Origin of the sequence: Bradyrhizobium sp. I1.14.4 (genome assembly GCF_050435825.1) — a bacterium.
GTDB lineage: Bacteria > Pseudomonadota > Alphaproteobacteria > Rhizobiales > Xanthobacteraceae > Bradyrhizobium.
Genome location: NZ_JBNDLA010000025.1, coordinates 43,840 through 70,277, shown reverse-complemented (window position 1 = coordinate 70,277; position 26,438 = coordinate 43,840). Strand labels below are relative to the sequence as shown.

The 26,438-nt window shown below is 63.9% G+C and carries 23 protein-coding genes; 5 read left to right on the top strand and 18 right to left on the bottom strand.

The annotated features are described in order from the left end of the window. Positions 1 to 39: 39 nt before the first annotated feature. From ABIB78_RS31920 to ABIB78_RS31910, 3 genes are read right to left on the bottom strand one after another with little or no spacing between them, the layout of a single operon-like run. Complete coding sequence (locus ABIB78_RS31920) at positions 40 to 1,254, bottom strand: urea ABC transporter substrate-binding protein (protein ID WP_429031923.1); 1,215 nt, start codon at positions 1,252 to 1,254, stop codon at positions 40 to 42. Between the two features lie 58 nt (positions 1,255 to 1,312). Further along, complete coding sequence (locus ABIB78_RS31915) at positions 1,313 to 2,308, bottom strand: acetamidase/formamidase family protein (protein ID WP_429031921.1); 996 nt, start codon at positions 2,306 to 2,308, stop codon at positions 1,313 to 1,315. 17 nt (positions 2,309 to 2,325) lie between these two features. After that, on the bottom strand, positions 2,326 to 3,726 hold the full coding sequence (locus ABIB78_RS31910) for an amidase (RefSeq protein ID WP_429031919.1): 1,401 nt from the start codon (positions 3,724 to 3,726) through the stop codon (positions 2,326 to 2,328). 422 nt (positions 3,727 to 4,148) lie between these two features. Here ABIB78_RS31910 and ABIB78_RS31905 point away from each other — a divergent pair, with 422 nt between their 5' ends. Then, complete coding sequence (locus tag ABIB78_RS31905; RefSeq protein WP_429031917.1) at positions 4,149 to 5,312, top strand: transporter substrate-binding domain-containing protein; 1,164 nt, start codon at positions 4,149 to 4,151, stop codon at positions 5,310 to 5,312. Next, positions 5,309 to 5,896 carry an ANTAR domain-containing response regulator gene (locus ABIB78_RS31900; RefSeq protein ID WP_429031914.1) on the top strand — a complete coding sequence of 196 codons (588 nt, stop codon included), beginning with the start codon at positions 5,309 to 5,311 and terminating at the stop codon, positions 5,894 to 5,896. Before ABIB78_RS31905 ends, ABIB78_RS31900 begins: the two co-directional genes overlap by 4 nt. Before the next feature lie 9 nt (positions 5,897 to 5,905). Here the strand turns inward: ABIB78_RS31900 and ABIB78_RS31895 are convergent, their stop codons facing one another. Next, positions 5,906 to 7,261 (bottom strand): nitric oxide reductase activation protein NorD, encoded by a 1,356-nt coding sequence (locus ABIB78_RS31895; protein ID WP_429031912.1) that lies wholly within the window; start codon positions 7,259 to 7,261, stop codon positions 5,906 to 5,908. Between the two features lie 99 nt (positions 7,262 to 7,360). On the opposite strand from ABIB78_RS31895, the gene ABIB78_RS31890 reads away from it, so the two are divergent. Continuing rightward, on the top strand, positions 7,361 to 7,975 hold the full coding sequence (locus ABIB78_RS31890) for a hypothetical protein (protein ID WP_429031910.1): 615 nt from the start codon (positions 7,361 to 7,363) through the stop codon (positions 7,973 to 7,975). A gap of 233 nt (positions 7,976 to 8,208) precedes the next feature. Here ABIB78_RS31890 and ABIB78_RS31885 read toward each other — a convergent pair whose 3' ends face one another. From ABIB78_RS31885 to hutI, 14 genes are all read right to left on the bottom strand, one after another. Further along, positions 8,209 to 9,036, bottom strand: a complete 828-nt coding sequence (locus tag ABIB78_RS31885) for a CbbQ/NirQ/NorQ/GpvN family protein (protein WP_429031909.1) — start codon at positions 9,034 to 9,036, stop codon at positions 8,209 to 8,211. A 34-nt stretch (positions 9,037 to 9,070) separates the two neighbouring features. After that, positions 9,071 to 10,090, bottom strand: coding sequence for an alpha/beta fold hydrolase (locus ABIB78_RS31880; RefSeq protein ID WP_429031906.1), 1,020 nt, complete (start codon positions 10,088 to 10,090; stop codon positions 9,071 to 9,073). 34 nt (positions 10,091 to 10,124) lie between these two features. Further along, positions 10,125 to 11,459, bottom strand: coding sequence for a purine-cytosine permease family protein (locus ABIB78_RS31875; protein WP_429031903.1), 1,335 nt, complete (start codon positions 11,457 to 11,459; stop codon positions 10,125 to 10,127). Positions 11,460 to 11,554: 95 nt separating this feature from the next. Beyond that, positions 11,555 to 12,592: an aliphatic amidase gene (locus ABIB78_RS31870; protein WP_429031902.1), complete on the bottom strand. Its 1,038-nt coding sequence runs from the start codon at positions 12,590 to 12,592 to the stop codon at positions 11,555 to 11,557. Between the two features lie 33 nt (positions 12,593 to 12,625). Next, complete coding sequence (gene urtE, locus ABIB78_RS31865; protein WP_429031900.1) at positions 12,626 to 13,318, bottom strand: urea ABC transporter ATP-binding subunit UrtE; 693 nt, start codon at positions 13,316 to 13,318, stop codon at positions 12,626 to 12,628. Next, on the bottom strand, positions 13,311 to 14,063 hold the full coding sequence (gene urtD, locus ABIB78_RS31860; protein ID WP_429031898.1) for an urea ABC transporter ATP-binding protein UrtD: 753 nt from the start codon (positions 14,061 to 14,063) through the stop codon (positions 13,311 to 13,313). Before urtD ends, urtE begins: the two co-directional genes overlap by 8 nt. After that, positions 14,060 to 15,157, bottom strand: coding sequence for an urea ABC transporter permease subunit UrtC (gene urtC / locus ABIB78_RS31855; RefSeq protein WP_429031895.1), 1,098 nt, complete (start codon positions 15,155 to 15,157; stop codon positions 14,060 to 14,062). Before urtC ends, urtD begins: the two co-directional genes overlap by 4 nt. A 58-nt stretch (positions 15,158 to 15,215) precedes the next feature. Next, positions 15,216 to 16,085: an urea ABC transporter permease subunit UrtB gene (gene urtB, locus ABIB78_RS31850; protein ID WP_429031894.1), complete on the bottom strand. Its 870-nt coding sequence runs from the start codon at positions 16,083 to 16,085 to the stop codon at positions 15,216 to 15,218. 130 nt (positions 16,086 to 16,215) lie between these two features. Continuing rightward, positions 16,216 to 17,466, bottom strand: a complete 1,251-nt coding sequence (locus tag ABIB78_RS31845; RefSeq protein WP_429031893.1) for a transporter substrate-binding domain-containing protein — start codon at positions 17,464 to 17,466, stop codon at positions 16,216 to 16,218. Positions 17,467 to 17,593: 127 nt separating this feature from the next. Next, positions 17,594 to 18,235, bottom strand: a complete 642-nt coding sequence (locus tag ABIB78_RS31840) for an ANTAR domain-containing response regulator (RefSeq protein WP_016845707.1) — start codon at positions 18,233 to 18,235, stop codon at positions 17,594 to 17,596. Further along, positions 18,232 to 19,386: a transporter substrate-binding domain-containing protein gene (locus tag ABIB78_RS31835; RefSeq protein ID WP_429031890.1), complete on the bottom strand. Its 1,155-nt coding sequence runs from the start codon at positions 19,384 to 19,386 to the stop codon at positions 18,232 to 18,234. The genes ABIB78_RS31840 and ABIB78_RS31835 overlap by 4 nt, the downstream gene beginning before the upstream one ends. 379 nt (positions 19,387 to 19,765) lie before the next feature. After that, complete coding sequence (hutU, locus tag ABIB78_RS31830; protein ID WP_429031888.1) at positions 19,766 to 21,433, bottom strand: urocanate hydratase; 1,668 nt, start codon at positions 21,431 to 21,433, stop codon at positions 19,766 to 19,768. Positions 21,434 to 21,451: 18 nt separating this feature from the next. Beyond that, positions 21,452 to 23,011, bottom strand: coding sequence for a histidine ammonia-lyase (gene hutH, locus ABIB78_RS31825; RefSeq protein WP_429031886.1), 1,560 nt, complete (start codon positions 23,009 to 23,011; stop codon positions 21,452 to 21,454). Then, positions 23,008 to 24,213: an imidazolonepropionase gene (gene hutI / locus ABIB78_RS31820; RefSeq protein WP_429031884.1), complete on the bottom strand. Its 1,206-nt coding sequence runs from the start codon at positions 24,211 to 24,213 to the stop codon at positions 23,008 to 23,010. Before hutI ends, hutH begins: the two co-directional genes overlap by 4 nt. Before the next feature lie 84 nt (positions 24,214 to 24,297). Between hutI and ABIB78_RS31815 the strand changes: the two genes are divergently transcribed. Together ABIB78_RS31815 and hutC are read left to right on the top strand one after the other, a co-directional pair. Further along, the gene (locus tag ABIB78_RS31815) at positions 24,298 to 25,656 is read left to right on the top strand and encodes a formimidoylglutamate deiminase (RefSeq protein WP_429031882.1); all 1,359 of its coding nucleotides are present in this window, start codon (positions 24,298 to 24,300) and stop codon (positions 25,654 to 25,656) included. Beyond that, the gene (gene hutC, locus ABIB78_RS31810; protein WP_429031881.1) at positions 25,653 to 26,396 is read left to right on the top strand and encodes a histidine utilization repressor; all 744 of its coding nucleotides are present in this window, start codon (positions 25,653 to 25,655) and stop codon (positions 26,394 to 26,396) included. The genes ABIB78_RS31815 and hutC overlap by 4 nt, the downstream gene beginning before the upstream one ends. Positions 26,397 to 26,438: the final 42 nt, after the last annotated feature.

The window sequence follows — 26,438 nt, the reverse complement described above, 5'->3', positions numbered from 1 at the left end:
CGTGATGCACAGCACGAGCAAGATTCGTGCCCGTCCGCATCACGATTTGCTGGGAAGATGACTCGGCGTGTACTGGTCCTTGTCGTTCTTCTTGGTGAGGTCGCAGCCGATCTCGCCAAGCCAGTACGGCTGGATCGTCCCGTAGTCCTTCTCGACGGTCACCTCATGCTTGGGCCCGACTGAGATCAGGCGCATGCGGTGCGACGTATGCTGACTCTTCGGATCGATGCAGACCTTGCCCTCGGGGGCGTCGATGCAGGCATCGCCGGTTGCGATCACCTTGCGCAGGTCCTCGAGCTTGGTCGACTTCGCCTTCTCGACCAGCGTCTTGTACATGTAGAGCGCGTTGTAGGCGTTGTAGCCCATGTCATTGATGTAGAGCTCGTCAGGGAATTTCGCGTGCCAGCGCTTTTTGAAGTCGTTGGCTTCGGGCGTGTCGATCTCCTCGAACCAGTTCGCGGTCGCATGCATGTTGTTGAGCGCCGGCGGCTTGAACCGCTTGTGCTCGAAGCCGAGCATGATCTTGATCGAAGACCCCATCGGCAAATTGAGGTTGGCCGCGGCCGCCTGCTCGAAGAATGAGTCCTGCGCGGCGCCGACATTGATCGTCAGCAGCCAGTCCGGCTTCGCCTTCTGAATGTTCTGGATCGTCTGCGCGAACTGCGACACGCCGAGCGGGATGAACTCCTCTCCCACCACCTCGCCGCCTAGATCCTTCATGATCTTGCGGTTCCACTCCGCGGAGATCTGGCCGAAATTGTAGTCGGCGGCGATGACGTAGACCTTCTTGCCGAACTTCTGGACCATCCAGGGGATCAGGGTCGAGAACTGCTGCTCCGGCACCGCGCCCATGCTGATCATGCTGGCGTCGCACACGCCGCCTTCATATTGGTTCGTATAGAAGTACGGCGTGGTGGTGCGATCGACGATCGGACGCAATGCCTCGCGCGATGCCGAGGTGATGCCGCCGATCAGCACGTCGACTTTGTCGCGATTGAGCAGCCGCCGGCCGAACTCCTGATAGCGGGCGTTGTCGCCCTGCGGATCGAGGTGGATCAGCTCGATCTGTCGCCCGAGGATGCCACCGCTCTTGTTGATCTCCTCGACCGCAAGCTGCGAGCCGTGCAGCTTCGGCATCCCCATGAATGCGAGGTCGCCGGAGACGTCCTCCAGCAAGCCGATCTTCAACGGCGGCTCGGCCGCCTGAGCAGCACCAATTGCCGCCGTCCCGAGCACTGCACCTAGCAGAGCCATTCCGACTACACGCCCCGAATACATCGCGATATCCCCTGTCGTTGAAGGATGTTTGAAGTCACGCCTTGAGGTAATTCTTCAGGATCGACGCTCCCATCGTGTATTTGGGGTCGACCATGTTGCCGAGCCGCATGCGGCCGGCCTGGCTGAGCAGCATGTAAGCGTCGATCTCATCGAAGCCGTAATCGGCGCTCATCCACCGCACGAGCTCGCGATAGGCGATACGCGCCGCGTCTTCGAGCGGACGCGCACTGCCGATCGTCATGATGAAGTCGCGCGTCTCCAGCCGCGGCCAGGCAAAGCTCCAGTTCTTGATCAGATCGATCTGCAGCGTGACGGTCGCGCGTTGTTCGAGCGCGACGCCCGACAGCTCGCCATCGCCCTGCGTGGCGTGGCAGTCGCCGACATAGAGCAGCCCGCCTTCGGTGTGTACCGGCAGATAGAGGACCGCACCGGGCGCAACGTCAGGCAGGTCCATGTTGCCGCCGTGATAATCGGGCTGCAGCGAGGAGATCGCCTCGATTTCGGGCGACACGCCGATCGTGCCGATGAACGGTTCGTAAGGCAGCGTGATCTTGTCGTTCCAGCGCACGCCATTGCGGTCGACATGCAGCTTCCTGACGCGCTCGGGCAGCGGCGGATTGAGCATCGCGGTTGAGCTCGTGCTGACCAGGCCGCCAAACTCCGGAATGATGCAGGTCGTCCCGGCCGGCTGCGCGCCGCGGGTCTCGACGTCGCGGATATAGACGGCGAGACAATCGCCTTTCTTGGCGCCCTTGACCGCGATCGGCCCGCATTGCGGGTTGAGGTAAGGGAAGTTCAGCTTCGCCGTGGGGCTGTCGCTTTCGCTGGTAAGCACGCCGCCGAAGGCGTCTTCGGTCTCGACCACGACCACGCCACCGGGATCGATCGACAGGGTCGGCTTGGCATAGGGTCCATAGACGTAGTGGAAGCCGCCTTGTTGCTCGATCGTCAAACTATGGGTCGTGCCCGGCGCGCCCCTGGCAACGGCCCGCGTGGCCATGATGGAATTCTTCAACCAGTCTTCGGTCATACGAACGGCTCCTCAACTCAGATCGCGGGATGGCGCTTGTGCCAGTCGGTGACGCGCTGGAAGGCATCCCCCGCGCGAACGAGACTTGCTTCGTCGAAGTGACGTCCGACGAACTGGAAGGCGACCGGACCGCCGTTCGGCGCGAAGCCGCCGGGAAGCGTCACAGTCGGGCTGCCGGTCATGTCGAACGGACAGGTGAAGCGCAGCAGCCCGGTAATCAGCGACGGGTCCTCGCCGAGCGCCGCCATCTTGGCCAATGTCGGCGCGGCAAACGCCTGAGCCGGGACGGCGATCAGATCGACCGTCTCGAACAGCAGCCGCACGGCGCCGCGAAACGCTTCGCGCCGCAGCACGATCTTCTGATAGTCCATGCCGGATTGCGCCCGACCGAGATCGAGCAGGCCGGCGAGTGCCGGACCGTATTCATCCTTGCGTGCGGGATAGGTGTCTTCGTGCGCAACGGCCACTTCGATGCCGCACAGCGGGAACCAGTCCTCGATGACGGCCTTCGGATCGGGAAACGTGATGTCCTTGATCTTCGCGCCCAGATCGGCGGCAACCCGCAGGCCTTCGCTGAGCACTTTGCCGGCAGCCTCGTCGGTCCCCTCGCTGGTCCAGCGCCGATCGACCCCGATCGTCACGCCGCGCAGGTCTCCGGACAGGCCGGCGAGATAGTCCGGCACAGGCAGCGGCACCGACGTGGTGTCCTTGGGATCCTGACCCGCGATCACCGCCAGTATCGCGCCGCAATCGGCCGCGCTGCGCGCCATCGGCCCGATGTGATCCAGCGTTGCGGCGAGTTCGAACGCGCCGTAACGGCTGACGCGGCCCCAGGTCGGCTTCAGCCCGGTGATGCCGTTGGCGGCCGACGGAAAGCGGATCGAGCCGCCGGTGTCGGTTCCAAGCGAGCCGAAGCAAAGCCCCGCTGCCGTGGCGACGCCGGAACCGCTCGACGAAGCGCCGGACCACAGATCGGCATTCCATGGATTCTTCGGCGGATCGATCTTCGGGTGATGGTCGGCATAGGCGCCCTCGGTCTGCTGCAGCTTGCCGAGGATGATCGCGCCGGCACCCTTCAACCGCGCGACCACCGTGGCGTCCTCGCTCGGACGGAAGTCACGGTGGATGGTCATGCCGTGCGCGGCTGGCGCGCCCTTGACCCAGCACAGGTCCTTGACGGCGATCGGCACGCCGTGCAGCGGCCCCTTGATCTTGCGGGACGCGATCTCCTTTTCGGCTGCCGCGGCCTCGGCAAGCGCTGCATCGCCCATCAGGTGGGCGTAGCTCTTGAGCTTGCCGTCGAGCTGCTCGATACGCCCGAGCATCGCCTTGGTCACCTCGACCGGCGAGAGCTTCCTGGCCTGGATTTGCTGCCCGACCTCAATGAGTCCGAGATAGTGAAGATCCGTCGTCGGCATTGTTCTCATCCCCCCACTTGACATGACGCAAGCGCCGGCACTGCCCATCACCGCGCATGCGCCTCCGGCAGGCGACACGGACGTGTCGCCGATTTGTTTGGCGGCAAAAGCAAAAAGCCACCCGCCCCTCCGAAACGAAGGCGACGAATGGCCCAAATGCCGCGGCTATGAACTATCGCTTGGGGCTCAGGATCGAACGGAGCACTCTGCGCGGCGATCGGGACGTCATCGGCCAAATCGACGCACGCAAGGTTCGACAGGAAGCCCTGTAGGAGAAAATTCTAAGGAGATGTCCTGCGCATTGTCAACGAGGCTGGCTGCACAAATTTCGCTAGGTGCATGCGCAGCAAATCGGCATGATCTCTTGCCCCGACCTCTGCGATGATGATTTCCTCCATGCGTTGCGCCGCAGAAAGCTATCAATGACAAAGCCGTCGATTCCAGTTGGCATCATCTGCTCGCAGCACGGGCCCTACCAGGCGATGGGCCGTGAGCTCCTCAAGAGCACCATGATGGCGGTCGACGAGATCAACGATCAGGACGAGTTCGACTTCTCGATCGCCGCGCATGTCCGCGATCCGCGCGGAGTCGTTTCCGAGTATCACACGGCCTGCGACGACCTCATTCGCAATGTCGGTGTCGAGCATATCGTCGGCTGCTACACCTCGGCATCGCGCAAGCAGGTGTTGCCGATCGTCGAACGTACCGACCGTCTGCTCTGGCATCCCGCCCGCTATGAAGGGTTCGAATGCTCGGACAACGTCATCTATGTGGGCGCCTCGCCCAACCACAATGTGCTGCCGCTCGTGCGCTATGTGCTAGACAACCTGTCGCGCGAGATCTTCTGCGTCGGCTCCAACTATGTCTGGTCCTGGGAGACCAATCGCGTCACCCGCGAGCTGGCGACCGCTGCGCACGGGCGGATTCTCGCCGAACGATTGCTCGAGCTCGGCGAAAGCGCGGTCGGTCACATCGTCGACGAGATCATCCGCCGCAGACCGCCGGTCGTCTTCAATACGCTGGTCGGAAGCTCGAGCTACGATTTCATTCGTGCCTTCCACGCCGCGACCACGGCTGCGGGTCTCACGATTCCGATGGTAAGCTGCAGCCTGTGCGAACCGGAGCTCAAAATCGTGGGGCCTGCGTCGGCCGGATGCATCACCTCGTCCGCCTATTTCGAAAGCATTCGCCTGCCCGAGAACCGGGCCTTCGTCGCGCGCTGGAAGGCACGTTACGGCGAACACAGCAGCCCGTCCGTGGACGGGCAATCCGCCTATGTCGCGGTCTTCCTGCTGGCCCGTGCGCTGCAGCGCGCCGGCACGTCCGATATCGGTGAGGTGCGACGCGCCGCAGCCGGCCATCGCTACAATTCGCCACAGGGTCCGGTCTGGATCGACGGCAGCAACAACCACTGCGTCCTGACGCCGCGGCTGGCCGTATCCAACGCCGAAGGACAGTTTGACATCTTCTGGGAAGCCGAAGCTCCGGTTAGACCGGATCCTTATCTAACGCAGCTCGACGTCGCCGCCAGTCCTGCAAGGGATCGGACGTTACCGAATGCGCCACACTTGCGGGTTGTGAAATGAGCAAGCCGTCTTCATTTTCGCTCCGGGGGCGCAAGGCACTCGTCGCCATCAAGGATGAGCGCGACGCCACCATCGTCAGGCGCCAGTTCGAGCGTCTCGGGATCGACATCGTCACATGGGATGGCAGTGCCGATATCGACTGCCGGCCGGATGTGACGCTGATCGACGACGAGTTGCTGCCGCTCACCTCAGCGGCGCAGCGTGCGTCGCTTGGACGAAGCCCGGTGATCGCTCTGCTCGGCACCGAGACGCCCAGCCGCCTCAAGCTGGTGCTCGACCTCGATCCGGCATCGTTCCTGGTCAAGCCGCTGCGCTCGGCCGGCATCTATGCCGCGCTCGTCCTGGCCTTCGAACGAAGCGGGCGCACCAACGAGCTGAAGCAGCAGGTGCTCAAGCTCGAACAGCGTCTTCGATCGCGCCGTGTCGTGCTCGCCGCCGTCCTTCAGGTCATGCACACGCGTGCGCTGGCGGAGCCGGCCGCCTTTGCGCTGATCCGGCGGGCCGCCATGGAACAGCGCAAGACGATCGAGGAGCTCTCGGCCGAGATCACGGCAAGGGGCTCCCTGCCCCGGGCAATCGGCTAGATTCTACGACTATTTCTTCAGTTCCGCGTAGAGCTGCATCACCCGTTGCGGCAACACCTCGATGCGCGGCACGCGGAGCGTGTAGCGTTCACCGAAAATGCGATCGAGCTGGGGAAAGCTGTCCTCACCGATGCCAAAAGCGAAAATATCGATGCCACGCCGCCGCAGCTGCTGCGCGGCACGGCGCGCGTCCTCCACAAGATATTGCGGGTCCGGCGCATCGACATCGCAAGGCTCGCCATCGGTCAGAACCAGCAGCACCTTCCGGAACGCGCGTCGTCCTGCGAGGTAGCCCCCGGCATGGCGCAACGCCGCGCCAAGCCGGGTGGAATGGCTGCTGCCAAGGCCGGCAAGACGCGAACGAACGACGGCGTCCATCGGCTCCTCAAAGCCCTTGATGCGCAGATAGCGCACGCGCTCGCGGCCGTCGGAGCTGAAGCCATGCACCGCGATTGCGTCATTGGCGGCGTCGACCGCCGCCGCCATGATCGCGGCCGCCTTGCGCTCGACATCGAGAACCGTCCGGCCACGGCGGTCACGATCGGCCGTCGATTGCGACAGGTCCAACAGTTGCAGAATAGCGAGATCGCGCGGTCCCGGGGTATCGCGCTGATAAACCCTGGGCTCGCTGATAGCGCCGGCCCGCCGCTCGATCGTCAGGGCGATCGCCGCGTCAATGTCGAGCGCGTCGCCATCACGCTGGCCTTTGTGACGGACGCGGCGGCCGATTGACGCATCGCGGGTCAACTCCGTGATCCGGCGCATCGCCTCGGCGTCCGTCGAAGGAGCGAAGGGCTGCGCGGAAACGGCGGCTTCGGCTTCCAGGATCGTTGTCCAGTCCGCCCGCTCGGTGCGCGTGGCATAGTCCCATTCCGGGTAGGTCGCGACGGGAAATCCGTCCAGCAACGTCACCGCGCTGGCCTTCGCGCGCAGCGTTTCGTCCGGCTTTACGTTGTCGTCGGTCGAACGTCCGCCCGTATCGTCGCGTTGTTCGATCCGCACCGAATCCACCGCAAGTTCGATCGTCTCGGTCGGGCTGTCCGGTTGAACACCAAAATCCCATAGTGCCAGATTATCGTCGCGATAGGCCGGTTCGACGACATAGCTCCTGGCGTTGAACTGCAGCCGCATCTGCCCGATGTCGTTGCCGAGCAGTCCGCCGATCTCGCGGCTGATAGCGGGATCCGTCCAGCGGCCGGCGGCATCGGCAAACAGTGTCCGCCCCTTGGTCACCCACGCGTCTGGATCCCGATAGTCCCGATCGATCAGCGCCCGCGCCAGCCGCATCATCAGCCCGGCCGCAGTTGCCTGGCCGGGCGGCGTCGCGGTGTGGAACGGCAGCCACAGCCGGCGCAGGCCGGGCATCTCGCGGCACGCCAGCGTCTCCACCCTGGCATCCTCGATCAGCGCGACCAGCGCGATCTGCAGTGCCTTCAGCCGCCCCACAGGAAAGCGGACGGTGGAATGCGCCTGATGGGCTCCAGCATGCGCGGCCGCCGCGAGATAGACGGCATCGGCCGTCTCACCCTCGAAGCCGGGAAAGGTCTCCGGGAGGCCGATGAAGCCGGCAGCGAGCGAGGTACGCCGCGGCACCTGCGTCGGCGTGATGGCAAGCTTGCGAAAGCGAGGCTTTCTTTTCCAAAGGGCCATCGTGGTCGCAGCGAGGCGCTTCTCCAGCCGCGCAAAATCATCGCCAGTCCGGCCGACTGCGAACAGCCGGGCCGACAGCGGATCGTCGAGCGCGAAATAAGCGCGCCGTCGAACAGCGCGGCCGCCGCTTGCGCGCAAGCCGGCGGAAACCCAGGCGGAAAAATCCTCGCCTCCGGCATGCGCCAGCAGCGGCCCCAGCCGGCCGATCGCAAGGCCCACCGATTCCGGCCCCGTGTCCGCGAGTTGGCCAAGCGCGCCAAGAACGGCGGTGAGTTCGCCAACACCCGCAAGCCGCGGCAGCACTTTGGACATTTCGGTCAGCAACGCATGGGCAATGCGGCTTCCGGCATTGCGGCCGATATCCCCGGCGGCGCGTCCGATCACGATCAGATCGTCGATCGATCGCTGCGTCGGCCATTGCACCGATAGCTGCAGAAAGCCCAAAACCACGGCCTGGCCGAGGTTGGCCTCGAACAGACCATGCACAACCTCATCCCAGACCGCGAGGTGATCGGACGGACCTACCCGGTGCAATGCGGCCCGCGCCGCCTGCACGGCCGAGCCTATGTCATCGTGGCCGCGCAACAATGCCGCAAGCCGGCGCCCGGATCGGAAGCTATCGAGCGAACTGATTTGCGCGACCGCCACCTCCGAGCTTCCATTCACGCACAGGCCGAAATCACGTCACGCAACGTGTTCCTGGTGTCCGCGTCGTCGGTCAAGGGAACGACGATCGTGGTCTCGCACGCCTTCTCGAGGCTGATGCCGCATCCGATCAAGCGGCCGGCATTGACCAGCATCCGGGTCGACGCACCTTCGTCGAGCCCCTGGCCCTTCAGGTTGCGGCTGTGTTGCGCGATCTTCACCAGGAGATCGGCGAGGTTCAGTTCGATGCCAGCCTCGCGCGATACCACCTCGGTTTCGGCCGACCGGTCAGGGTATCCGAAATCCAGCGCCGCGAAGCGCTGCTTGGTGGATTCCTTGAGGTCCTTGATGGCGCTCTGGTAGCCCGGATTGTAGGAAATCACGAGCTGGAAGTCGGAATGGGCGTGGATCAACTCGCCACGCTTTTCCAGCGGCAGCACACGACGGTCGTCGGTCAAGGGATGGATCACGACCGTCGTGTCCTGGCGCGCTTCGACGACCTCGTCGAGGTAGCAGATCGCGCCAAGACGCACTGCCGTCGTGAGCGGCCCGTCACTCCACACCGTGCCTTCTGCATCGAGCAGCCATCGTCCCACCAGATCCGCCGCCGTCATGTCTTCGTGACAGGCCACCGTGATGAGCGGACGGCCGAGCCGCCAGGCCATATATTCAATGAAGCGGGTCTTGCCGCAGCCGGTGGGGCCTTTCAGCATCACCGGCATGCGGCTCGCATAGGCTGCACCGAACAGTTCGACCTCATCCTTCAGCGGCCGGTAATACGGCTCCTGCCGGAGGCGGTACTGGTCAAGCAGCAAAGCGTTATTGGACAAGCTCACGCCTCCCATGATCGCGCAGCCAGCCGTTTGCAACCGGTCGAAATCACGATGCGAGCAGTTCCTTGAGCTTGCTATCGATGAAGGCGACATCGACCGGGTTGGTCCCCGGCCCGCCTGCGAAGTGGCCCCAGATCGACGGCACCGGCACGAACTTGGCGTTCGGCATGTGCGCCACCTCGAACTCGCTATCTTCAGGCGGAAAGTAAAGATCGGTCTGCCCCGGCATAACATAGGCCTTGGCCTTGATCGCTCTAAGCGCAGCCTTGAGGTCGCCGTTGTAGATCTCGTTGGCGCTGACGTCGCCGTTCTGCCAGGTCCACAGCATGGTGAGCAGGTTGTTTGGATCCTTCGGCAGGAAGAAGCCCTCCCAGAACGCCACCAGGAAATCCTCCAGCGACGAATAGCCCATCGTCTTGATGTCGAGCTGCTGGCGATAGAAGGCCTGCGAAAAGCCCCAGCCGGCATAGACACGGGCGGCGGCGCGCAGGCCGCGGGCAGGCTTGTCGGTGTACCAGCCCTCCTTCCATGCGGCATCCGCCGTCAGTGCTGCCTTCACGCCCTCGAGGAACACGTAGTTGTGGCGCGAGCATTTGGCCGAGCCGCAGAACGGCGCCAGCAGAGCCATCATGTCCGGATAGAGCGCGCCCCAATGGAAGGTCTGCAACGCGCCCATCGACCAGCCGGTTACCAGGCGGATGTGCTTGATACCGAATTTCTCGGTAACCAGCCGGTGTTGCGCCCGCACGTTGTCATAGGCCGTTACTTGCGGAAAGCGGGGTCCGTTGTACGGCTCCGGCGTGTTGCTCGGCGACGACGACAGGCCATTGCCCAACATATTGGGAATGATGATGAAGTATCTCGCGGGATCGAGCGCCATGCCCGGCCCGATCAGCCATTCATTGTCGTAGTGCTGCCCGGAGTACCAGGTCGGATAGACGATCACGTTGTCCTTGGCCGCGTTGAGCTGGCCAAACGTCTTGTAGGCGAGCTTGCAGTCGCGAATGGTTGCGCCGCTCTGCAAGGTCAAATTGCCGAGATCATGGATCTGATAGTCGACGCTCATCGGTGTATCCTTCTTGCTTGATTGAGCTCGTTGCTTACGCGGGACGCGCCACCTTTTCGGTCGACGACTCCACCCGCACGATCGCCCCGTACACGATGCCGGCGACCAGCGCAGCGGAAATCGCAGTGGACAGCCCCGGCATCAGATTTTCAACCGCAAAGGCGCAAAGCGACCCGATGCCCCAGGCAAGGAACGGTTTTGCCCGCCAGTCCACGTCGGCTCGCGCATCGGCACGAAGCAGATACTGATCGACCAGAATGATCGCGCCGATCGGCGGTACGAGGATGCCGAGCAGCGACAGCCACTGGATGAAGAACGCCCAGACATTGCCCGCGGCGACAACGATACCGATGGCGCCGAGCACCACCGCCATCAGCCGCATATTGGTGCCGAGAATGCGCGACCAGCCGGTTGCCGCATTGTACAGGCAGTGCGAGCAGACCGAGCCGAGATTGGTATAGAGGAAGATAAAGGCGAGGATGCTGAGCCACGTGAGCTGCTTGCCGTTCATGTAGCCGAACATGTTGTCGACACCGAATGGATTGGCGTTCGGCACGGCGAGCGCAGCCGTCATCACGCCGCCAACCAGCATCGCGACCAGATTGGCGAAGGGAAACGCGCTGAACGTGGCGAACAACGACGCCCGTGCACTCGGCGCCCAGCGATTGAAATCCGCAGTTACGGTGCCGGCGTCGATGAACAGTGCAAGCACCACCGTGAGACCGACGCCCATCGACATGCTGGCTACGCCATTATTGCCGGCATAACCGAAGATCGCTGCCGCGGTCGTGGTCGAGGCCGCATCAGCCGCGACCCAGAGGCCGAGCACGACAAACAGCGGCACCGAGGCCAAACCGATCCAATGCAATCCCTTCACGCCGACGAAGGTAATCCCGATATAGAGCACGCCAGCGACGACGGTCATCGCCACGTAGTTGAGGCCGTAGGTCGAGGAGATCAATGCGCCCGTGATGCCGGTCTGCACCGCATACCAGCCGAGCAGCAAGGTCGACAGCAGGCCCGACGCCAGCACGTAACCCTTCCTTCCGAATACAATGCTCGCGATCAGCGCGAAGTTCATGCCGCGCCTGGTGCCGATCAGGCCGAGCGCGCCGACATAGACGAACATGATCAAATTGCCGACGATCATCGCCACCAGTGCGTTCTTGAAACCCATGCCGAGCACCAGCAGCGATCCGGTCATGGCGCCGGTGATGATCATCGGAAAGCCGAGCCACACCATCGTGACCGAGAAGGCGCTGCGCCGGGCGCTCATCGGCACCGGCTCGTGCTCGAATTCATGGCCGAGGAGCTCGTCGATCTGCTCCTCGGTCTGATGAACTAGCCCGCTATTCGATTGACCGCTCATGATGTCCCCTCTGTTTCCTCCGCGAGGCAGCGCCCGCCGCTGCATCGAACCGCGCCGGCGCGAAACCTCGCGCCGGCGCCGATCGTCGATGTCGCTCAGCGATGCGCGACTTTCTGATTCGGAATGCCCTCGATGGGGCATTCGTCGGTTCCGACGGTCGGACGGGTCATGGCTTCAACCATTTCCCGCGTGCCCTCGGGGTCCGTGATCCAGTTCTTGTAGAAGGTGTAGGGGCACACCGCGTGGCCGCGGTCGCCGTCTCCGGAGTTGATGAGGCCGGTATAGCCGCGGTGCATCAGCTTGAAGAGATGGTTCTGCGACTGCATGTTGCGGCGGGCGTCGCGGATCAGCGACACCGAGAGCTGCGCGTACTGGATGCCGTTCTCCTCGGTACCGCACTCGCCGAGTGTCCTTCCGTCGAAGCCGATGATCGCGGAATGGCCGAAGTAGGAATAGACGCCATCGAAGCCCGCGGCGTTGGCGACCGCGACGTAGCAGTTGTTGGCCCAGGCCATCGACTTCGAGATCTGGATCTGCTGCTCCTTGGCCGGATACATGTAGCCCTGGCAGCGGACGATCAGTTCGGCGCCGCGCATGGCGCAGTCACGCCAGATCTCCGGATAATTGCCATCGTCGCAGATGATCAGGCTGATCTTCAGTCCCTTCGGCCCGTCCGAGACGTAGGTGCAGTCGCCCGGATACCAGCCTTCGATCGGCACCCACGGCATGATCTTGCGATACTTCTGGACGATCTCGCCCTTGTCGTTCATCAGGATCAGGGTGTTGTACGGTGCTTTGTTGGGGTGCTCCTCATGGCGCTCGCCGGTCAGCGAGAACACGCCCCAGACCTTCGACTTGCGGCATGCGTCGGCGAAGATGCGGGTTTCCTCGCCCGGCACCGACGATGCCGTCTCGTACATCTCCTTGGAATCGTACATGATGCCGTGGGTCGAGTATTCCGGGAAGATCACGAGATCCATGCCGGGCAGGCCGAGCTTCATGCCCTCGACCATCTTGGCGATGTTGTGCGCGTTATCCAGCACCTGCGCCTTGGTGTGCAGACGCGGCATCTTGTAGTTGACCACGGCGACGCCGACCGTGTCCTTGCTGCTCGATATGTCTCCATGCAACATGTCTCGACTCCCTTTCTTGAACCATAGTTCCCGCTACACCGCCATGTGCAGCTGGATGAGATCATCGGTGAGCTCACCGATCGCGCCCTTGGCAACGACGCGTCCCTTTTCGAGCAACGCGAAGCGGTGAGAGGCGCGCCGCGCGAACGCGACATTCTGTTCGACCAGCACGACCGTGATCCCGCGCTCGCGATTGAGCCTGACGATCACGTCCTCGATCTGCTCGACGATGTTTGGCTGGATGCCCTCGGTCGGCTCGTCCAGCAGCATGACCTTGGGCTGGGCAAGCAGCGCACGCGCGATCGCAAGTTGCTGCTGCTGGCCGCCGGAGAGATTGCCGCCGTAGCGATTGAGAAAATCCTTGAGCACGGGAAACAGCTCAAGCACCCACTCCTCGATGCCGTTGGCCGATTTCGCGGCGAAAGTTCCCAGCGTCAGATTCTCCCGCACGGTGAAGCGTGGCAGGATTCCGCGGCCTTGCGGCACATAGGCGATGCCGGCCTTGGCGCGCTGATAGGTCCGCAATGGCGAAATGTCGGCGCCGTCGAGCGACAAGCGCCCGGTGACCCGGTCCATCAGGCCGAGGATGCTTCGCATCAGCGTGGTCTTGCCGACGCCGTTGCGGCCGAGCACCGACAGGAATTCGCCGTTGCCAACGATCAGGTTGATGCTCTGCAGGGCGCGGCTGTTGCCATAGAAAGCGTCGATGTCGGTCAGCTCAAGCATGGCTGATGCCTCCCGATCCCAGATAGGCACGGCGCACTTCGGGATGCGCCTCGACTTCCGCCGCACTGCCTTCGGCGAGCATCTGGCCCATATGCATCACCGAGATGATGTCGCCGATCGCCTTGACGAATCCCATGTCGTGCTCGACCACGATCAGCGTGTGCTTGCCCTTCAGCCGTGCGAACAGTTCGGCGGTCTTGCGGGTCTCCTGCGCCGTCATGCCCGCGGTCGGTTCGTCCATCAGGATCAGCTCGGCGTCCTGGGCGACCAGCATGCCGATCTCGAGCCACTGGGTCTGGCCGTGGGACAGATAGGCGGCCGGCCGGTCGAGCTGCTCGGTGAGCCCGACCAGTTCGGCAAGACGTTCGACATGCTCACGCCCGGAGTTGCCGATGCTCCAGCGAAGATTGCCGAGCACGGAGGTGCGGCGGGCCCGTGCCACTTCAAGATTCTCGGAGACCGCGAGCTCCCGGAAGACGCTCGGCACCTGGAACTTGCGGCCGACACCGGCGCGGGCGATCTCGTATTCCTCAAGATCCTGCAGCGCCGTCCCATCGAAGCTGACGGTGCCGGTGCTCGGCCTGACCTTGCCGCAGATGATGTCCAGCGCCGTGGTTTTGCCCGCACCGTTCGGCCCGATCAGGCAGCGTAGCTCGCCCTTGCGCACGCTCATGTTGAGGCCATTGAGCGCCTTGAAGCCGTTGAAGCTGACCGAGACGTCACGGAGATCGAGATGGGAGTTCATGTGCTGCCCTCCGTCTGGCCGACGCCTTGCGCAACGCCGCGGCCGGCGGCCTGGCGGCGCTGCACGATCCAGCGCAAGACGAGTTGCGCGAGGCCGGCGAGCCCCTTCGGCAGGAACAGAACCACAAGCACGAACAGCGCGCCCATCACCAGCGTCCAGGTCTCGAGGAACGCCGCAGATTCCGACAGCGCGCCCTGCATCCCCGCCACCAGCACCGCGCCGAGGAACGCGCCGACCAGGCTCTGCCGGCCGCCGACAGCGCACCACACCACCACGGAAAGCGAAATCTGCACGCCAAGGAAGGTCGGCGAGGCAAACTCCATCACCACCGTGTAGAGCATGCCGGCAAGACCCGCGATCGCGGCCGACAGCGCGAACACGAAGATCTGGTAGAGCGCGACGTCGTAGCCGAAGTAGCGCACCCTGCTCTCATGGTCGCGGATCGCCTGCACGATCAGGCCGGCCCTGGTCCTTGTGAAGGCAAAGGCAACCAGCAGGCTGAGCAACACGCAGCCGGCGACGAGGTAGTAGGTTGCACGGCCATAGGCGTCGAAAGCGACCCCGAAGATCTCGAGCTGGGCTAGATCGGTGATGCCGTTGAAGCCGCCGGTGTAGCTCTGCTGGTCGATGATCACGAGATTGATCACCACCATGGTGGCGAGCGTGATGATCGAGACGTAGACACCGGTCACGCGTCCGCGGAACATGAACCAGCCGAGCGCCGCCGCAACCAGCGCCGGCACGAGCAGGCCCGCTGCGATGGCGAACGACAGCGACCGGAACGGCTCCCAGAACCACGGCAGATGCTGGACGTTGTTCCAGACCATGAAGTCCGGCAGCCCGCTGGCTCCCGTATGCACCGGCACGGTCTTGAGCTTCAGCGCCATCGCCATGGCATAGGAGCCGAGCCCGAAACTCATCGCCTGGCCGAGATTCAGGATGCCGCCGAAACCCCAGGACAGGCCGAGCGATATTGTCAGGATGCCGAGCACCAGATAACGCGCGACTTTGTTGAGCAGGAAGTCATTGTTGAGCAGCACCGGGAGCGCGAACACCAGCGCGGAGACGATGAGCAACGGCGCAAGCTGCGCCATGAGGCGCTGCAATCCGCTGGAGGTAGCTACATGCGACGGCATGAATGAGCGATCTGTCTCAGGCCCGCACGCGTGCGGTGAAAAGCCCCTCGGGGCGGAAACGGATGAGGACGACGATGGCGAGCAGCACGATCGCCTTGGCTACCGTGTCGTTCTGCAGGAAGGCGATGCCACCGGAGAGCTCGCCGAGGATGAAGGCGCTCGCCACGGTCCCGGCGAGGCTCTGCACGCCCCCCAGCACGACCACCATGAAGGCATCGACCACATAGCCGGTGCCCATATCGGGCGACACGCTCTTGAGCGGCGACACCAGCGCGCCGGCAAGTCCCGCAAGTCCCGCGCCGTATGCGAAGGTCAGCGCATAGACCCGCTTGGCGTTGATGCCGAACGATGCGGCGACCGAACGGTCCTGGATGATGGCGCGCAACTTCATCCCCACCGTCGTGCGGTTCATCAGCAGCCATGTCGCACCGAACAGCGCGATCGACACGACGAAGAGGAACACCCGATACGATGAGACCGAGATGCCGAACAGGTCCATGCTGTCGGACAATGCCGGCGGCAATTGCACGTAGCGCAATTCGCTGCCCACCATCAGCCGCACCGCCTGCTGCAGCATGATGCCGACGCCCCAGGTCGCAAGTATCGTATCCAGCGGCCGGTTGTTGAGCAGGCTCAAAACGTAGCGTTCGATGACCCAGCCGAACGTGGCAACCACAAGGAAGATTGGAACGAGGCTCGCCAGCAGGCCGAGCCCGAGATAGGTGTGGAACACCCAGGCGGCGTAAGCGCCGAGCATCACGAACTCGCCATGCGCGAGATTGATGATGCCCATCGAGCCGTAGATGATCGACAGTCCCAGCGCGACCAGCAGCAGAATCGACCCGATGCTGAGGCCCGTGACAATTTGTTCGATGAATTGGTCCACGTCGGGATCCGCTTTTCCGTGTTCGTTTGGTGCGCCCTGTCTCTCGCACGCCTTTGTGCGAGAGACGGCATTCGTTGGCGGAAGCTGGCCGCCGGCGCCGCACGCCGACGGCCCTCGTCAGCCCCCGTCGTCAGCTCTTCTCGACCAGGCCCTTCTCGGTGCAGGACTGTCCGGGATAGGCCGCGTAAGGCACCGGCTTCAGCCATTCCTTGGCCTCGACGAGAATCTCGAACTGGCCGTTTGACTTCGCCTGGGCAATCTTGGGCCATAGCCAGGTGTGCAGGTTCTCAGGCTCGATCTGGACCTTGCCCTGCGGCGCAATCATTCCCTCGCCCTTGACCGCGTCGCGGATGTTCGGCGGCGTGAGGTCGCTGGTCGCGAGCTTCTCGACCGCCTGCTTGAACAAATAGGTCTGGAAGTAACAGGCCTCCGACACGAAATGCGTGACCTTGTCGGCGCCCCAGCGCTTCTTGTAGGCCTCGACGAACTTCTCGTTCTCCGGCGACTTGTGCACCATGAAGTACGGCGCCGAGGTGAAGTGACCGGCGGCCGCCTCTCCGCCCATCGCCGCGACTTCGTTCTCGGACGTCGTCAGGCTGGCCATCGGCATCTTCTCGGGATCGAGGCCGGCAGCGCGATACTGGCGGTGCAGCGCGACCACGGAATCGCCGACCACGGTGGAGAAGATCACGTTCGGCTGGCTCGAGCGGATCTTGTTGATGACGGAAGAGAATTCGGAATGGCCGAGCGGCACATATTCTTCCGCCACGACCTCGCCGCCGAGTTTCTCAAGCAGCTTCTTGCAATAGTTGTTCTCTTCCTTCGGATAGATGTAGTTGGAGCCGATCAGATAGAACTTCTTGCCGAATTTCTTGACCAGCCAGGGCACGAACTCGTCCTGCTGCTGGTTAGGCACCGCGCCGGTGTAGATGACGTTCTTCGAGCACTCGCGGCCTTCATAGAGCGTCGGATACCAATAGAGGTTGTTCTGCCGCTCGAAGACCGGAAGCACCGCCTTGCGGCTCGCCGACGTGTAGGAGCCGAACACGCTCACGCATTTGTCGCCGACGACGAGCTTGCGCGCCTTCTCCGAGAACGTCGCCGGATCGGACGCAGGATCCTCGACGATCGGCACGATCTTGCTGCCCTTGATGCCACCGGCGGCGTTGATTTCCTCGATCGCGAGCAGCGTCGCCTTGTTGAGCGATTCCTCGATGATCGCGGTCGTTCCCGTCAGCGAGAACAGCACGCCGACTTTGATCTCGCCGCCGGCGGCGTAAGCGAGGTCGGCGTTCTTGATCCAGATGTGCGGCAGTCCGGCGCCGGCAAACGCGCCAAGCGCAGCGGTATTCCTCAGCAAAGTCCGCCGTGAAATGCTCATCCTTAGCTCCCTTCAGGACTGAAAAAACAAAAAGCCCTCCCGATGCGCGCTGACGCGAGCATTGGGAGGGCTTTGTTGCCGGTTGTGTCGAAGGCGGCGCTGTCGCCGCCGGCCCCGCTATTGGGGCTTACTGTTGATGATCGTAGCCAAGCAGTTCGAACGAGTCAACAATCGCCGCGGCGACTGCACTTGCCGACACGCGACGATCCATCGCCTGTCGCCTGATGAAGCCATAGGCTTCGGTTTCCGGCATTTGTCGCGTCGCCATCAGAATGGCCTTGGCACGTTCCACCGTGCGCATCGAGCGCAGATTGTCGTCAAGCTTCTCGATCTTGCTGCGCAGCCGCCGTTCGTAGCCGAACTGGCTGCGCGCCAGCACAAGGCTGGACAACACGGCATTCTGCGTGAATGGCCGCGGCAGAACGGCGTTGGGCGTCGCATGACACAGCGCGTCGGCGTGAACGGTTTCCGTCGCCGGCAGGATCACGACGAGCGCCGAACGCGCGTCGCCGGGAATCCAGGGCAGGCGCCGCGCCAGATCCGGAGAATATTCGCAATACACCACGTCGGCATCGGCCGGCACGCTCTCCGGCATCGGCCAGACCTGCCGCACCCGCATCCTGAATCGCTGCAATTCGCGTAACAGCATGCCGACCTGGTCGTCGACCGGCGCGACCACCACGGCCGACAGATCGGCAAGTTCCTGAACCATGGTCTTGCGTCCGCCGACGTCTCGGCTCAGCGACGGCTTACGCGACATCTCGTTCATTGGACGCTTCCTGTTTGCGTTGCACGACCGTATCCGATCAGGAACGGATCCGCATGCACCGGCTCCTTCGACTGGCTGACGACATCGAACTGTCCCTGACGGTTGGCGCGCCCGATGCGCGTCCACAGATCGGTATGACCGGACATCGGATTGACGGTGACGGCACCTTGCGGTGCATCGAAGCTGGTGCCGAACACCATGGAGCGGAGCACTTCGGTGTCGAGCGAATTGACCTGTTCGAGCGCCTTCGCAAACAGATGCAGCTGGAAATAGGATGCCTCGGCGCACATGTTGGTCGAGATATCGGCGCCGAATCGCTTCTTGAAGCGCTGCACAAACGCGTTGTTGGCGCTGCCCTCGACGCCCTGAAAATACGATGCCGCCGTCACATGTCCTTCGCCGACGTCGAAGCCCATGGCGGCTATTTCGGCTTCTGTCGTGGTCAGGCTGGCGATCGGCATCTGCTTTGGATCGAGCCCGACATTCGCATAGGCCTGATAGAGGAACACGGTGCCCTCCCCGACCACGGTCGAGAAGATCACGTCGGGCCTGACACGCTTGATGTCCTGGATGATCGGCACGAAGTCCTGCCAGCGCGCATAGACGTTGACATAACGTTCGCCCACGACTGAGCCGCCATTGCTCCTAAGCAGTTCCCGCATCACCCGGTTGGACTCGCGCGGATAGATGTAATCCGACCCCACGAAGTAGAACCGAGTTCCGAACGTATCCATCAAATAGCGGCACAGCGCGAGGCTGTTCTGGTTCGGCGAGGCGCCGGTGTAGATAACGTTCGGCGATGCCTCGAACCCCTCGTAAAGCGTCGGGTACCAAAGCAGGCCGTTCAGCCGTTCGACCACCGGCAGCACGGCCTTGCGGCTCGACGAAGTGTAGCAGCCGAAGATGGTGCTGACCTGGTCCTCAACCATCAGCCGCTTGGCGTAATGCCCATAGGCTGCCGAATCCGAGCCGGGGTCATAGGCAACGGGAACCAGTTCGCGGCCGCAGACGCCGCCCGCTTCGTTCACCTCTTCGATCGCGAGTTGCGTACCTTGATACTGGGTCTCCTCGATGACCGACATGAAGCCGGTGCGCGAGAACAGCACTCCTATCCGCCACGGAGCGGACGTCGTTTGGGTAAGGTTCGACATGATCAGGCCCTCGACAGAATTGGAGGGACGAGAGGGATTATTGTTGTTGTTGCTCTCGAACAGCATTGCCGGCTGCGGAAGATTGCATGTCGTCTGCCACGAAACAAGGACCCCGACCGCTCATCCTGTCAGCGAAGCTGACGCGAAAGCAGGCAGATTATTAATGTGTCACCAGCGACGGATCACAGGAGCGGCGCTCCACGGACCAGCTATCTCCGGTAGCTACACCACCGATTTCCCGTATCAAGGCATGTCTGGCCGGTCACCTCGCCTACATCAACCGGAAGGTTGAGAGCCACACAAGGATTGCTCGCTAACCTGCGAAACCCGATCAGGAGATGCGCTGAACGGCGAGTGACTCCCGATCCATCGACTCCGGTCAGCGCAGGCTCGGCAGATCGAGCCCGTTGGCGTCGGCGCATTCGATCGCCGTCTCGTAACCGGCGTCGGCATGGCGCATGACGCCTGTCGCCGGGTCGTTCCACAGCACGCGTTCGAGCCGGCGCGCCGCCTCCGGCGTCCCATCCGCCACGATGACCATGCCGGCGTGCTGTGAATAGCCGATGCCGACGCCGCCACCATGGTGCAGCGACACCCACGTGGCGCCGCTCGCACAGTTGAGCAGTGCGTTGAGCAACGGCCAATCGGACACCGCATCGGAGCCATCGCGCATCGCCTCGGTCTCGCGGTTCGGGCTCGCCACCGACCCGCTGTCCAGATGGTCGCGGCCGATCACGATCGGCGCCTTCAGCTCGCCGCGCGCAACCATCTCGTTGAACGCAAGGCCAAGGCGATGGCGGTCGCCGAGGCCGACCCAGCAAATCCGCGCCGGCAGCCCCTGAAACTTGATGCGCGCCTTTGCCATGTCGAGCCAATTGTGCAGGTGGCTATCGTTGGGCATCAGCTCCTTGACCTTGGCATCGGTCTTGAAGATGTCTTCGGGATCTCCCGATAGCGCCGCCCAGCGGAACGGTCCGACGCCGCGGCAAAACAGCGGACGGATATAGGCCGGAACAAAGCCCGGAAAATCGAACGCCTGCTTCAGGCCCATGTCCTTGGCCATCTGGCGGATGTTGTTGCCGTAATCCAGCGTCGGGATTCCCCGCGCGTGGAAATCCAGCATGGCTTGGACGTGATCGACCATCGAGGTCTTGGCTGCGGTCTCGACCGCCTTCGGGTCAGCCGCGCGCCTGGCTTCCCACTCGGCGAGCGTCCATCCCTTTGGCAGGTAACCGTTGATCGGATCGTGCGCGCTGGTCTGGTCGGTGACGATGTCCGGGCGCACGCCGCGGCGCACCAGCTCGGGAAATATCTCGGCCGCATTGCCGAGCAGACCGACCGAAACCGGCTTTTGGGTCTTGGCCGCATCAGCAATGATTGCGAGCGCTTCGTCGAGCGTCGTCGCCTGGCGATCGAGATAGCCCGTACGCAGCCGCATCTCGATGCGGCTCGGCTGGCACTCGACTGCGAGCATCGAGGCGCCGGCCATGGTCGCGGCCAGCGGCTGGGCACCACCCATGCCGCCGAGGCCCGCCGTGAGGATCCATTTGCCTGCGAGACTGCCGCCATAGTGACGTCGGCCGACCTCGACAAATGTCTCGTAAGTCCCCTGCACGATCCCCTGGCTGCCGATATAAATCCACGACCCTGCCGTCATCTGGCCGAACATCATCAGGCCCTGCCGGTCGAGTTCGTTGAAATGATCGAGCGTCGCCCAATGCGGCACCAGGTTCGAATTCGCGATCAGCACGCGCGGCGCATCCGCATGCGTGCGGAAAATCCCGACCGGCTTGCCGGATTGCACCAGCAGCGTCTGATCGGCCTCGAGCTTGCGCAAGGAGGCTGCAATCCGGTCAAAACTCTCCCAGTCGCGCGCCGCACGCCCGATACCGCCATAGACCACGAGCTCGCTCGGACGCTCGGCGACGTCCGGATCGAGATTGTTCATCAGCATCCGCAGCGGCGCTTCCGTCAGCCAGCTCTTCGCGCTGATGTCGGTGCCGCGGGGAGCGCGGATGATACGTTCGTTGTCCAGTCGGCGGTTCATGACGGATGTCCCTGTCGGCTAAGCAAGTTTTGGAAACGGATCGGTCGGAAGGACCGCGACCACAGCCGCGGGCAACGCGCTGGCTTCGATCAGCCTCGCGGCCCGCGCGAGATCATCGGCCATGTAACGGTCCGCGGCGAGCGCCGGAACATGCTCACGCAACGCGGCGATCACCGCAGCGAGCGGCGCGCTGGTCGCATGCGGTGCGCGCAGCGTGATGCCTTGCGCCGCGACCAAAAGCTCAATGCCAAGGATAGCCGCGAGATTGTCGGCCATGTCGGACAGCCGGCGCGCAGCATGCGCAGCCATCGAGACGTGATCTTCCTGATTGGCGCTGGTCGGCGTGGAGTCGATCGAGCACGGCATCGCACGCTGCTTGTTCTCGGCATAGAGCGCCGCCGCCGTCACCTCGGCGATCATGAACCCGGAATTGATGCCGGGCTCGGGCGTCAGGAACGGCGGCAGGCCGAAGTTCAGGGCGGGATCGACGAGGGTCGCGATCCGGCGCTCGCTGGTGGCGCCGATCTCCGACAGCGCCAACGCGATCTGGTCGGCGGCAAACGCCACCGGTTCAGCGTGAAAATTGCCGCCCGACACAATCTCGCCGGTCTCGACCAGGACCAGCGGGTTATCCGTCACAGCATTGGCCTCAATCGTCAATCCACGGGCGGCTTGTACGAGCAGGTCGAGCACGGCGCCCGCGACCTGCGGCTGGCAGCGCAGGCAATAAGGGTCCTGCACGCGCTCGTCGCCATCGAGGTGCGATTGCCTGATGTCGCTCCCGTCCAGCAGCGCGGTCAGGACAGCGGCCGCCGCGATCTGCCCCTCATGGCCGCGCAAGGATTGAATTTCCGGACGAAACGGCACCGTCGAGGCCATCGCGGCATCGACCGACAGCGCACCGGTGACCAAGGCGGCACAAGCCAGGCGATGCGCGCGAAGCAGGCCGGAAATCGCGTAAGCGGTCGAAAACTGCGTACCGTTGATCAGCGCAAGCCCCTCCTTGGGACCGAGCGTCAACGGCGCGAGACCGGCGGCCGCAAGCGCTTCATGGCCAGGCACGACCATGCCATCAAGGATCGCCTGCCCTTCGCCGATCATCACCGCGGTCATATGGGCGAGCGGCGCGAGATCGCCGGAGGCGCCAACCGAGCCCTGCTGCGGTACCAGCGGATAAACGCCGCGAGCCAGCATGCCCTGCAACTGCTCGATGACATCGCGGCGCACGCCGGATGCGCCGCGCCCGAGCGAGATCACTTTCAACGCCATCATCAGCCGCACGACCGGTTCGGGCGTGGCCGGCCCGACCCCACAGCAATGCGACAGGATCAGGTTGCGCTGAAGCAGCGCGGTCTGGTCGGCCGCGATGCGCGTCGATGCCAGCTTACCGAATCCGGTATTGATGCCATAGACGGGAACGTCGATACGCGCAGCCTTCGCCACGATCGCCGCGGCCGCCTCGACGCGCGGCCAGAACGATGGATCGAGCACGATGGGCGCGCCCGCGAGCACGCGCGCCAGAACATCCAGACCGACGGTCCCAGGCGTCACGACGACCGGCGCATCAGGAGCGCTCATTGCCCTCTCCACACGCGGCGGTGCAGCGGGTTGAAACCGATGCGGTAGACCAGTTCGGCGGGGCGCTCGATGTCCCAGATCGCCAGATCGCACCATTTGCCGGCTTCGAGCGTGCCGGTCTCGGCGAGCATGCCGAGCGCGCGCGCCCCTTCCCGTGTCACGCCAGCGAGGCATTCGGCGACCGTCATCCGGAACAACGTTGCGCCCATGTTCATGGCAAGCAAGAGAGAGGTCAGCGGCGAGCTGCCGGGATTGCAGTCGGTCGCCAGCGCCATGTTGACACCGTGGGTGCGGAACAGCTCGACCGGCGGCTTCTGCGTTTCACGAATGAAATAGAACGCGCCGGGCAGCAGCACCGCTGTTGTCCCCGCCCTCGCCATCGCGGCGGCGCCGGCTTCATCGGTGTGCTCCAAATGATCGGCTGACAGCGCGGAGAATTTTGCGGCGAGTGCCGCGCCGCCGAGATTCGACAGTTGATCCGCATGCAGCTTCACGGGGAGCCCCAACGCACCTGCCGCCTTGAACACTTGCGCTGTCTGCTCTCCGGAAAATGCGATGCCCTCCATAAAGGCGTCGACGGCATCGGCAAGGCCGGCCTTGGCCACCGCCGGCAGCATCTCGCTGCAAACCAGATCGATGTAACGGTCCTTGTCGCCGTTGGCTTCAGGCGGCAGCGCGTGCGCACCGAGAAAAGACGTGCGGATCGCAACCTGCCGCAAGCGGCCGAGGCTGCGTGCCGCCGCCAGCTGCCGCATCTCGGTCTCGGCACTGAGGCCATAGCCGGACTTGATCTCGACGGTGGTTGCCCCCTCGCCGATCAGCGCGTCGAGCCGCGGCAGCGCGCCGGCGACAAGCTCGGCCTCGGTCGCACTGCGCGTAGCCGCAACGGTCGAGACGATGCCGCCGCCCGCGCGCGCGATCTCCTCGTAGCTCGCGCCCTTCAGGCGAAGCTCGAACTCGTGCGCGCGATTGCCGCCAAAGACCAGATGGGTGTGGCAATCGACCAGTCCCGGCGTGATCCAGCGGCCGCCGCAATCGATCCGTTCAACGGCATCCGCATCCACAGGAAAGTCCGACTGTGCGCCTGCGTAGACGATGCGACCGGCGCGCGCCGCGATTAGGCCTCGCTCGATCTCGCCGAGATCGGCGCGCATCGTGGCGAGCCGGGCGTTGTGCCAGATAAGGTCGAAGCGCTCTGCCATGCGATCGTCCCTCAAGGTGGGATGCTTGACTTATATGTCTAGACATATAATCGTGTCCGGGTTCTGTCCAGCCGACGTGGAAAAATGACACGACTGCATTTCGCATTCGCGCTTACGCCTTCGGGCTGGGCCAATGATGTGCAGGTCGTGGTCACCGACGGCACGATCGCCTCGGTGATATCGGGCATTGCGCCGGCCGCCGGCGACGAACGTCACCAACTGGCGGTTCCCGGATTGGCGAGCTTGCACAGCCACGCGTTTCAGCGCGGCATGGCCGGCCTTGCCGAATTGCGCGGCGACACGACCGACACGTTCTGGACCTGGCGCGAGACGATGTATCGCTTCGCGCTGACGATGACACCGGACGACGTCGCGGCCGTCGCGACCCTGCTCTATGTCGAGATGCTCGAGCGGGGCTTTACCCGCGTCGGCGAGTTCCACTATCTCCATCATGATCGGGACGGCTCGCCTTACGCCAATCCGGCCGAGATGGCCGTGCGCATTGCGGAGGCGTCTGACGCCTCCGGCATCGGGCTCACGCTGCTGCCGAGCTTTTATGCACATGGCACTTTCGGCGGCGCAGCACCGCATGCCGGGCAACGCCGCTTCATCTGCTCGGTCGATCAGTTCGCCGCCTTGATGGCAGCCTCGCGCGAGGCGATCCGAAAATTGTCCAGCGCCAATATCGGCATCGCCCCGCACAGCCTGCGCGCCGTGGCGCCGGATGAGCTCGCGGCGCTCATTCCGCTTGCCGGCGCGGATCCAATCCACATTCACGCCGCCGAACAGGCGCGCGAGGTGGAGGATTGCATGGCCTGGTCGAGGCGGCGGCCGGTGGAGTGGCTGCTCGAAAACGCCCCGATCGATCAGCGCTGGTGCCTGATTCACGCGACTCACATGACGGAACAGGAGGTCGATGCGCTCGCCCGCAGCGGCGCTGTTGCCGGCCTCTGCCCCGTCACTGAAGCAAGCCTCGGTGACGGCATCTTTTCTGCGCGCGAGTTCCTTGCCGCGGGCGGCCGGTTCGGCATCGGGACAGATTCCAATGTGCTGGTCGGGGTCGCGGACGAACTTCGTCAACTCGAATACGGCCAGCGGCTGAAGCACCGCGAGCGCAACGTGCTTTCGGGACGTCCGGGCGCCTCCACCGGCCGCGCCCTGTTCGATCACGCGTTCGCCGGCGGCGCGCGGGCTCTGGCACAAACCCAAGTTGGGCTGGCGCCCGGTGCGCTGGCCGACATCGTCACGCTCGATACTGCGCATCCGTCCCTGGCGGGACGGTCGGGCGATGCGGTCCTCGACGGCTGGCTGTTTGCGGCCGGAGGCGACGCGATCGATTGCGTCTGGGCCGGCGGCGACAAGGTGGTCGCAAGTGGGCGGCACAGATTGCGCGACAAGGCGCGCGAGCGGTTCAATGCCAGCATCCGGAGGCTCGTCGCATGAGCCTCGCCTCCGATCGGGTCCGCCCTGCTGCGGCCGGCAAGCCGACGCTCTACAAGCGCATCCGGCTCGATATCGAGACCCGGATCCTGACCGGCGAATGGCCACCGGGCCATCGTATCCCGTTCGAGCACCAGTTGATGGCGCGCTATCGCTGCTCGCGCATGACGGTCAACAAGGCGCTGTCGGAACTGGCGCAGGCCGACCTGATCGAGCGGCGCCGGCGTGCCGGCACATTCGTGCGCCGTCCGCAACATCTGTCGGCGGTGCTCAAGATCGCCGACATCAGGGCCGAGATCACCGCGCTCGGCCGTAGCTACGGCTATCAGCTCATCGATTGCCGGCGGCGTGCCGCCACCGCCGCCGATCGCGCCCGGCTCGGCGTGAGCACGGCCGGCAAGGTGATTGCGATCGCCTGCCGGCACAGCGCCGACGATGTGCCGTTCGCCGTCGAGGACCGGCTGATCGATCTCTCCACGGTTCCGGAAGCCGCAAACGCGGACTTCGCGCGCGAACCGCCGGGGTCGTGGCTGCTGCACCATGTGCCGTGGACGGAGGCTGAGCATACGATCAGCGCAGTGGTTGCCGACGACCGCACGGCAAAGGCGCTCGACATCGCGGTCGGTGCGCCCTGCCTCGTCATCGACCGCTACACCTGGCGCAGTGCGCGCACGGTGACGGCGGTGCGGCTGCACTATCCAGGCGAAACGCACCGCTTGGTGGCTCGCTTCCAGGGAGGCTGAGGACGCCTTGCGCGGCATATTTCATGCAATGCATCATGCGCC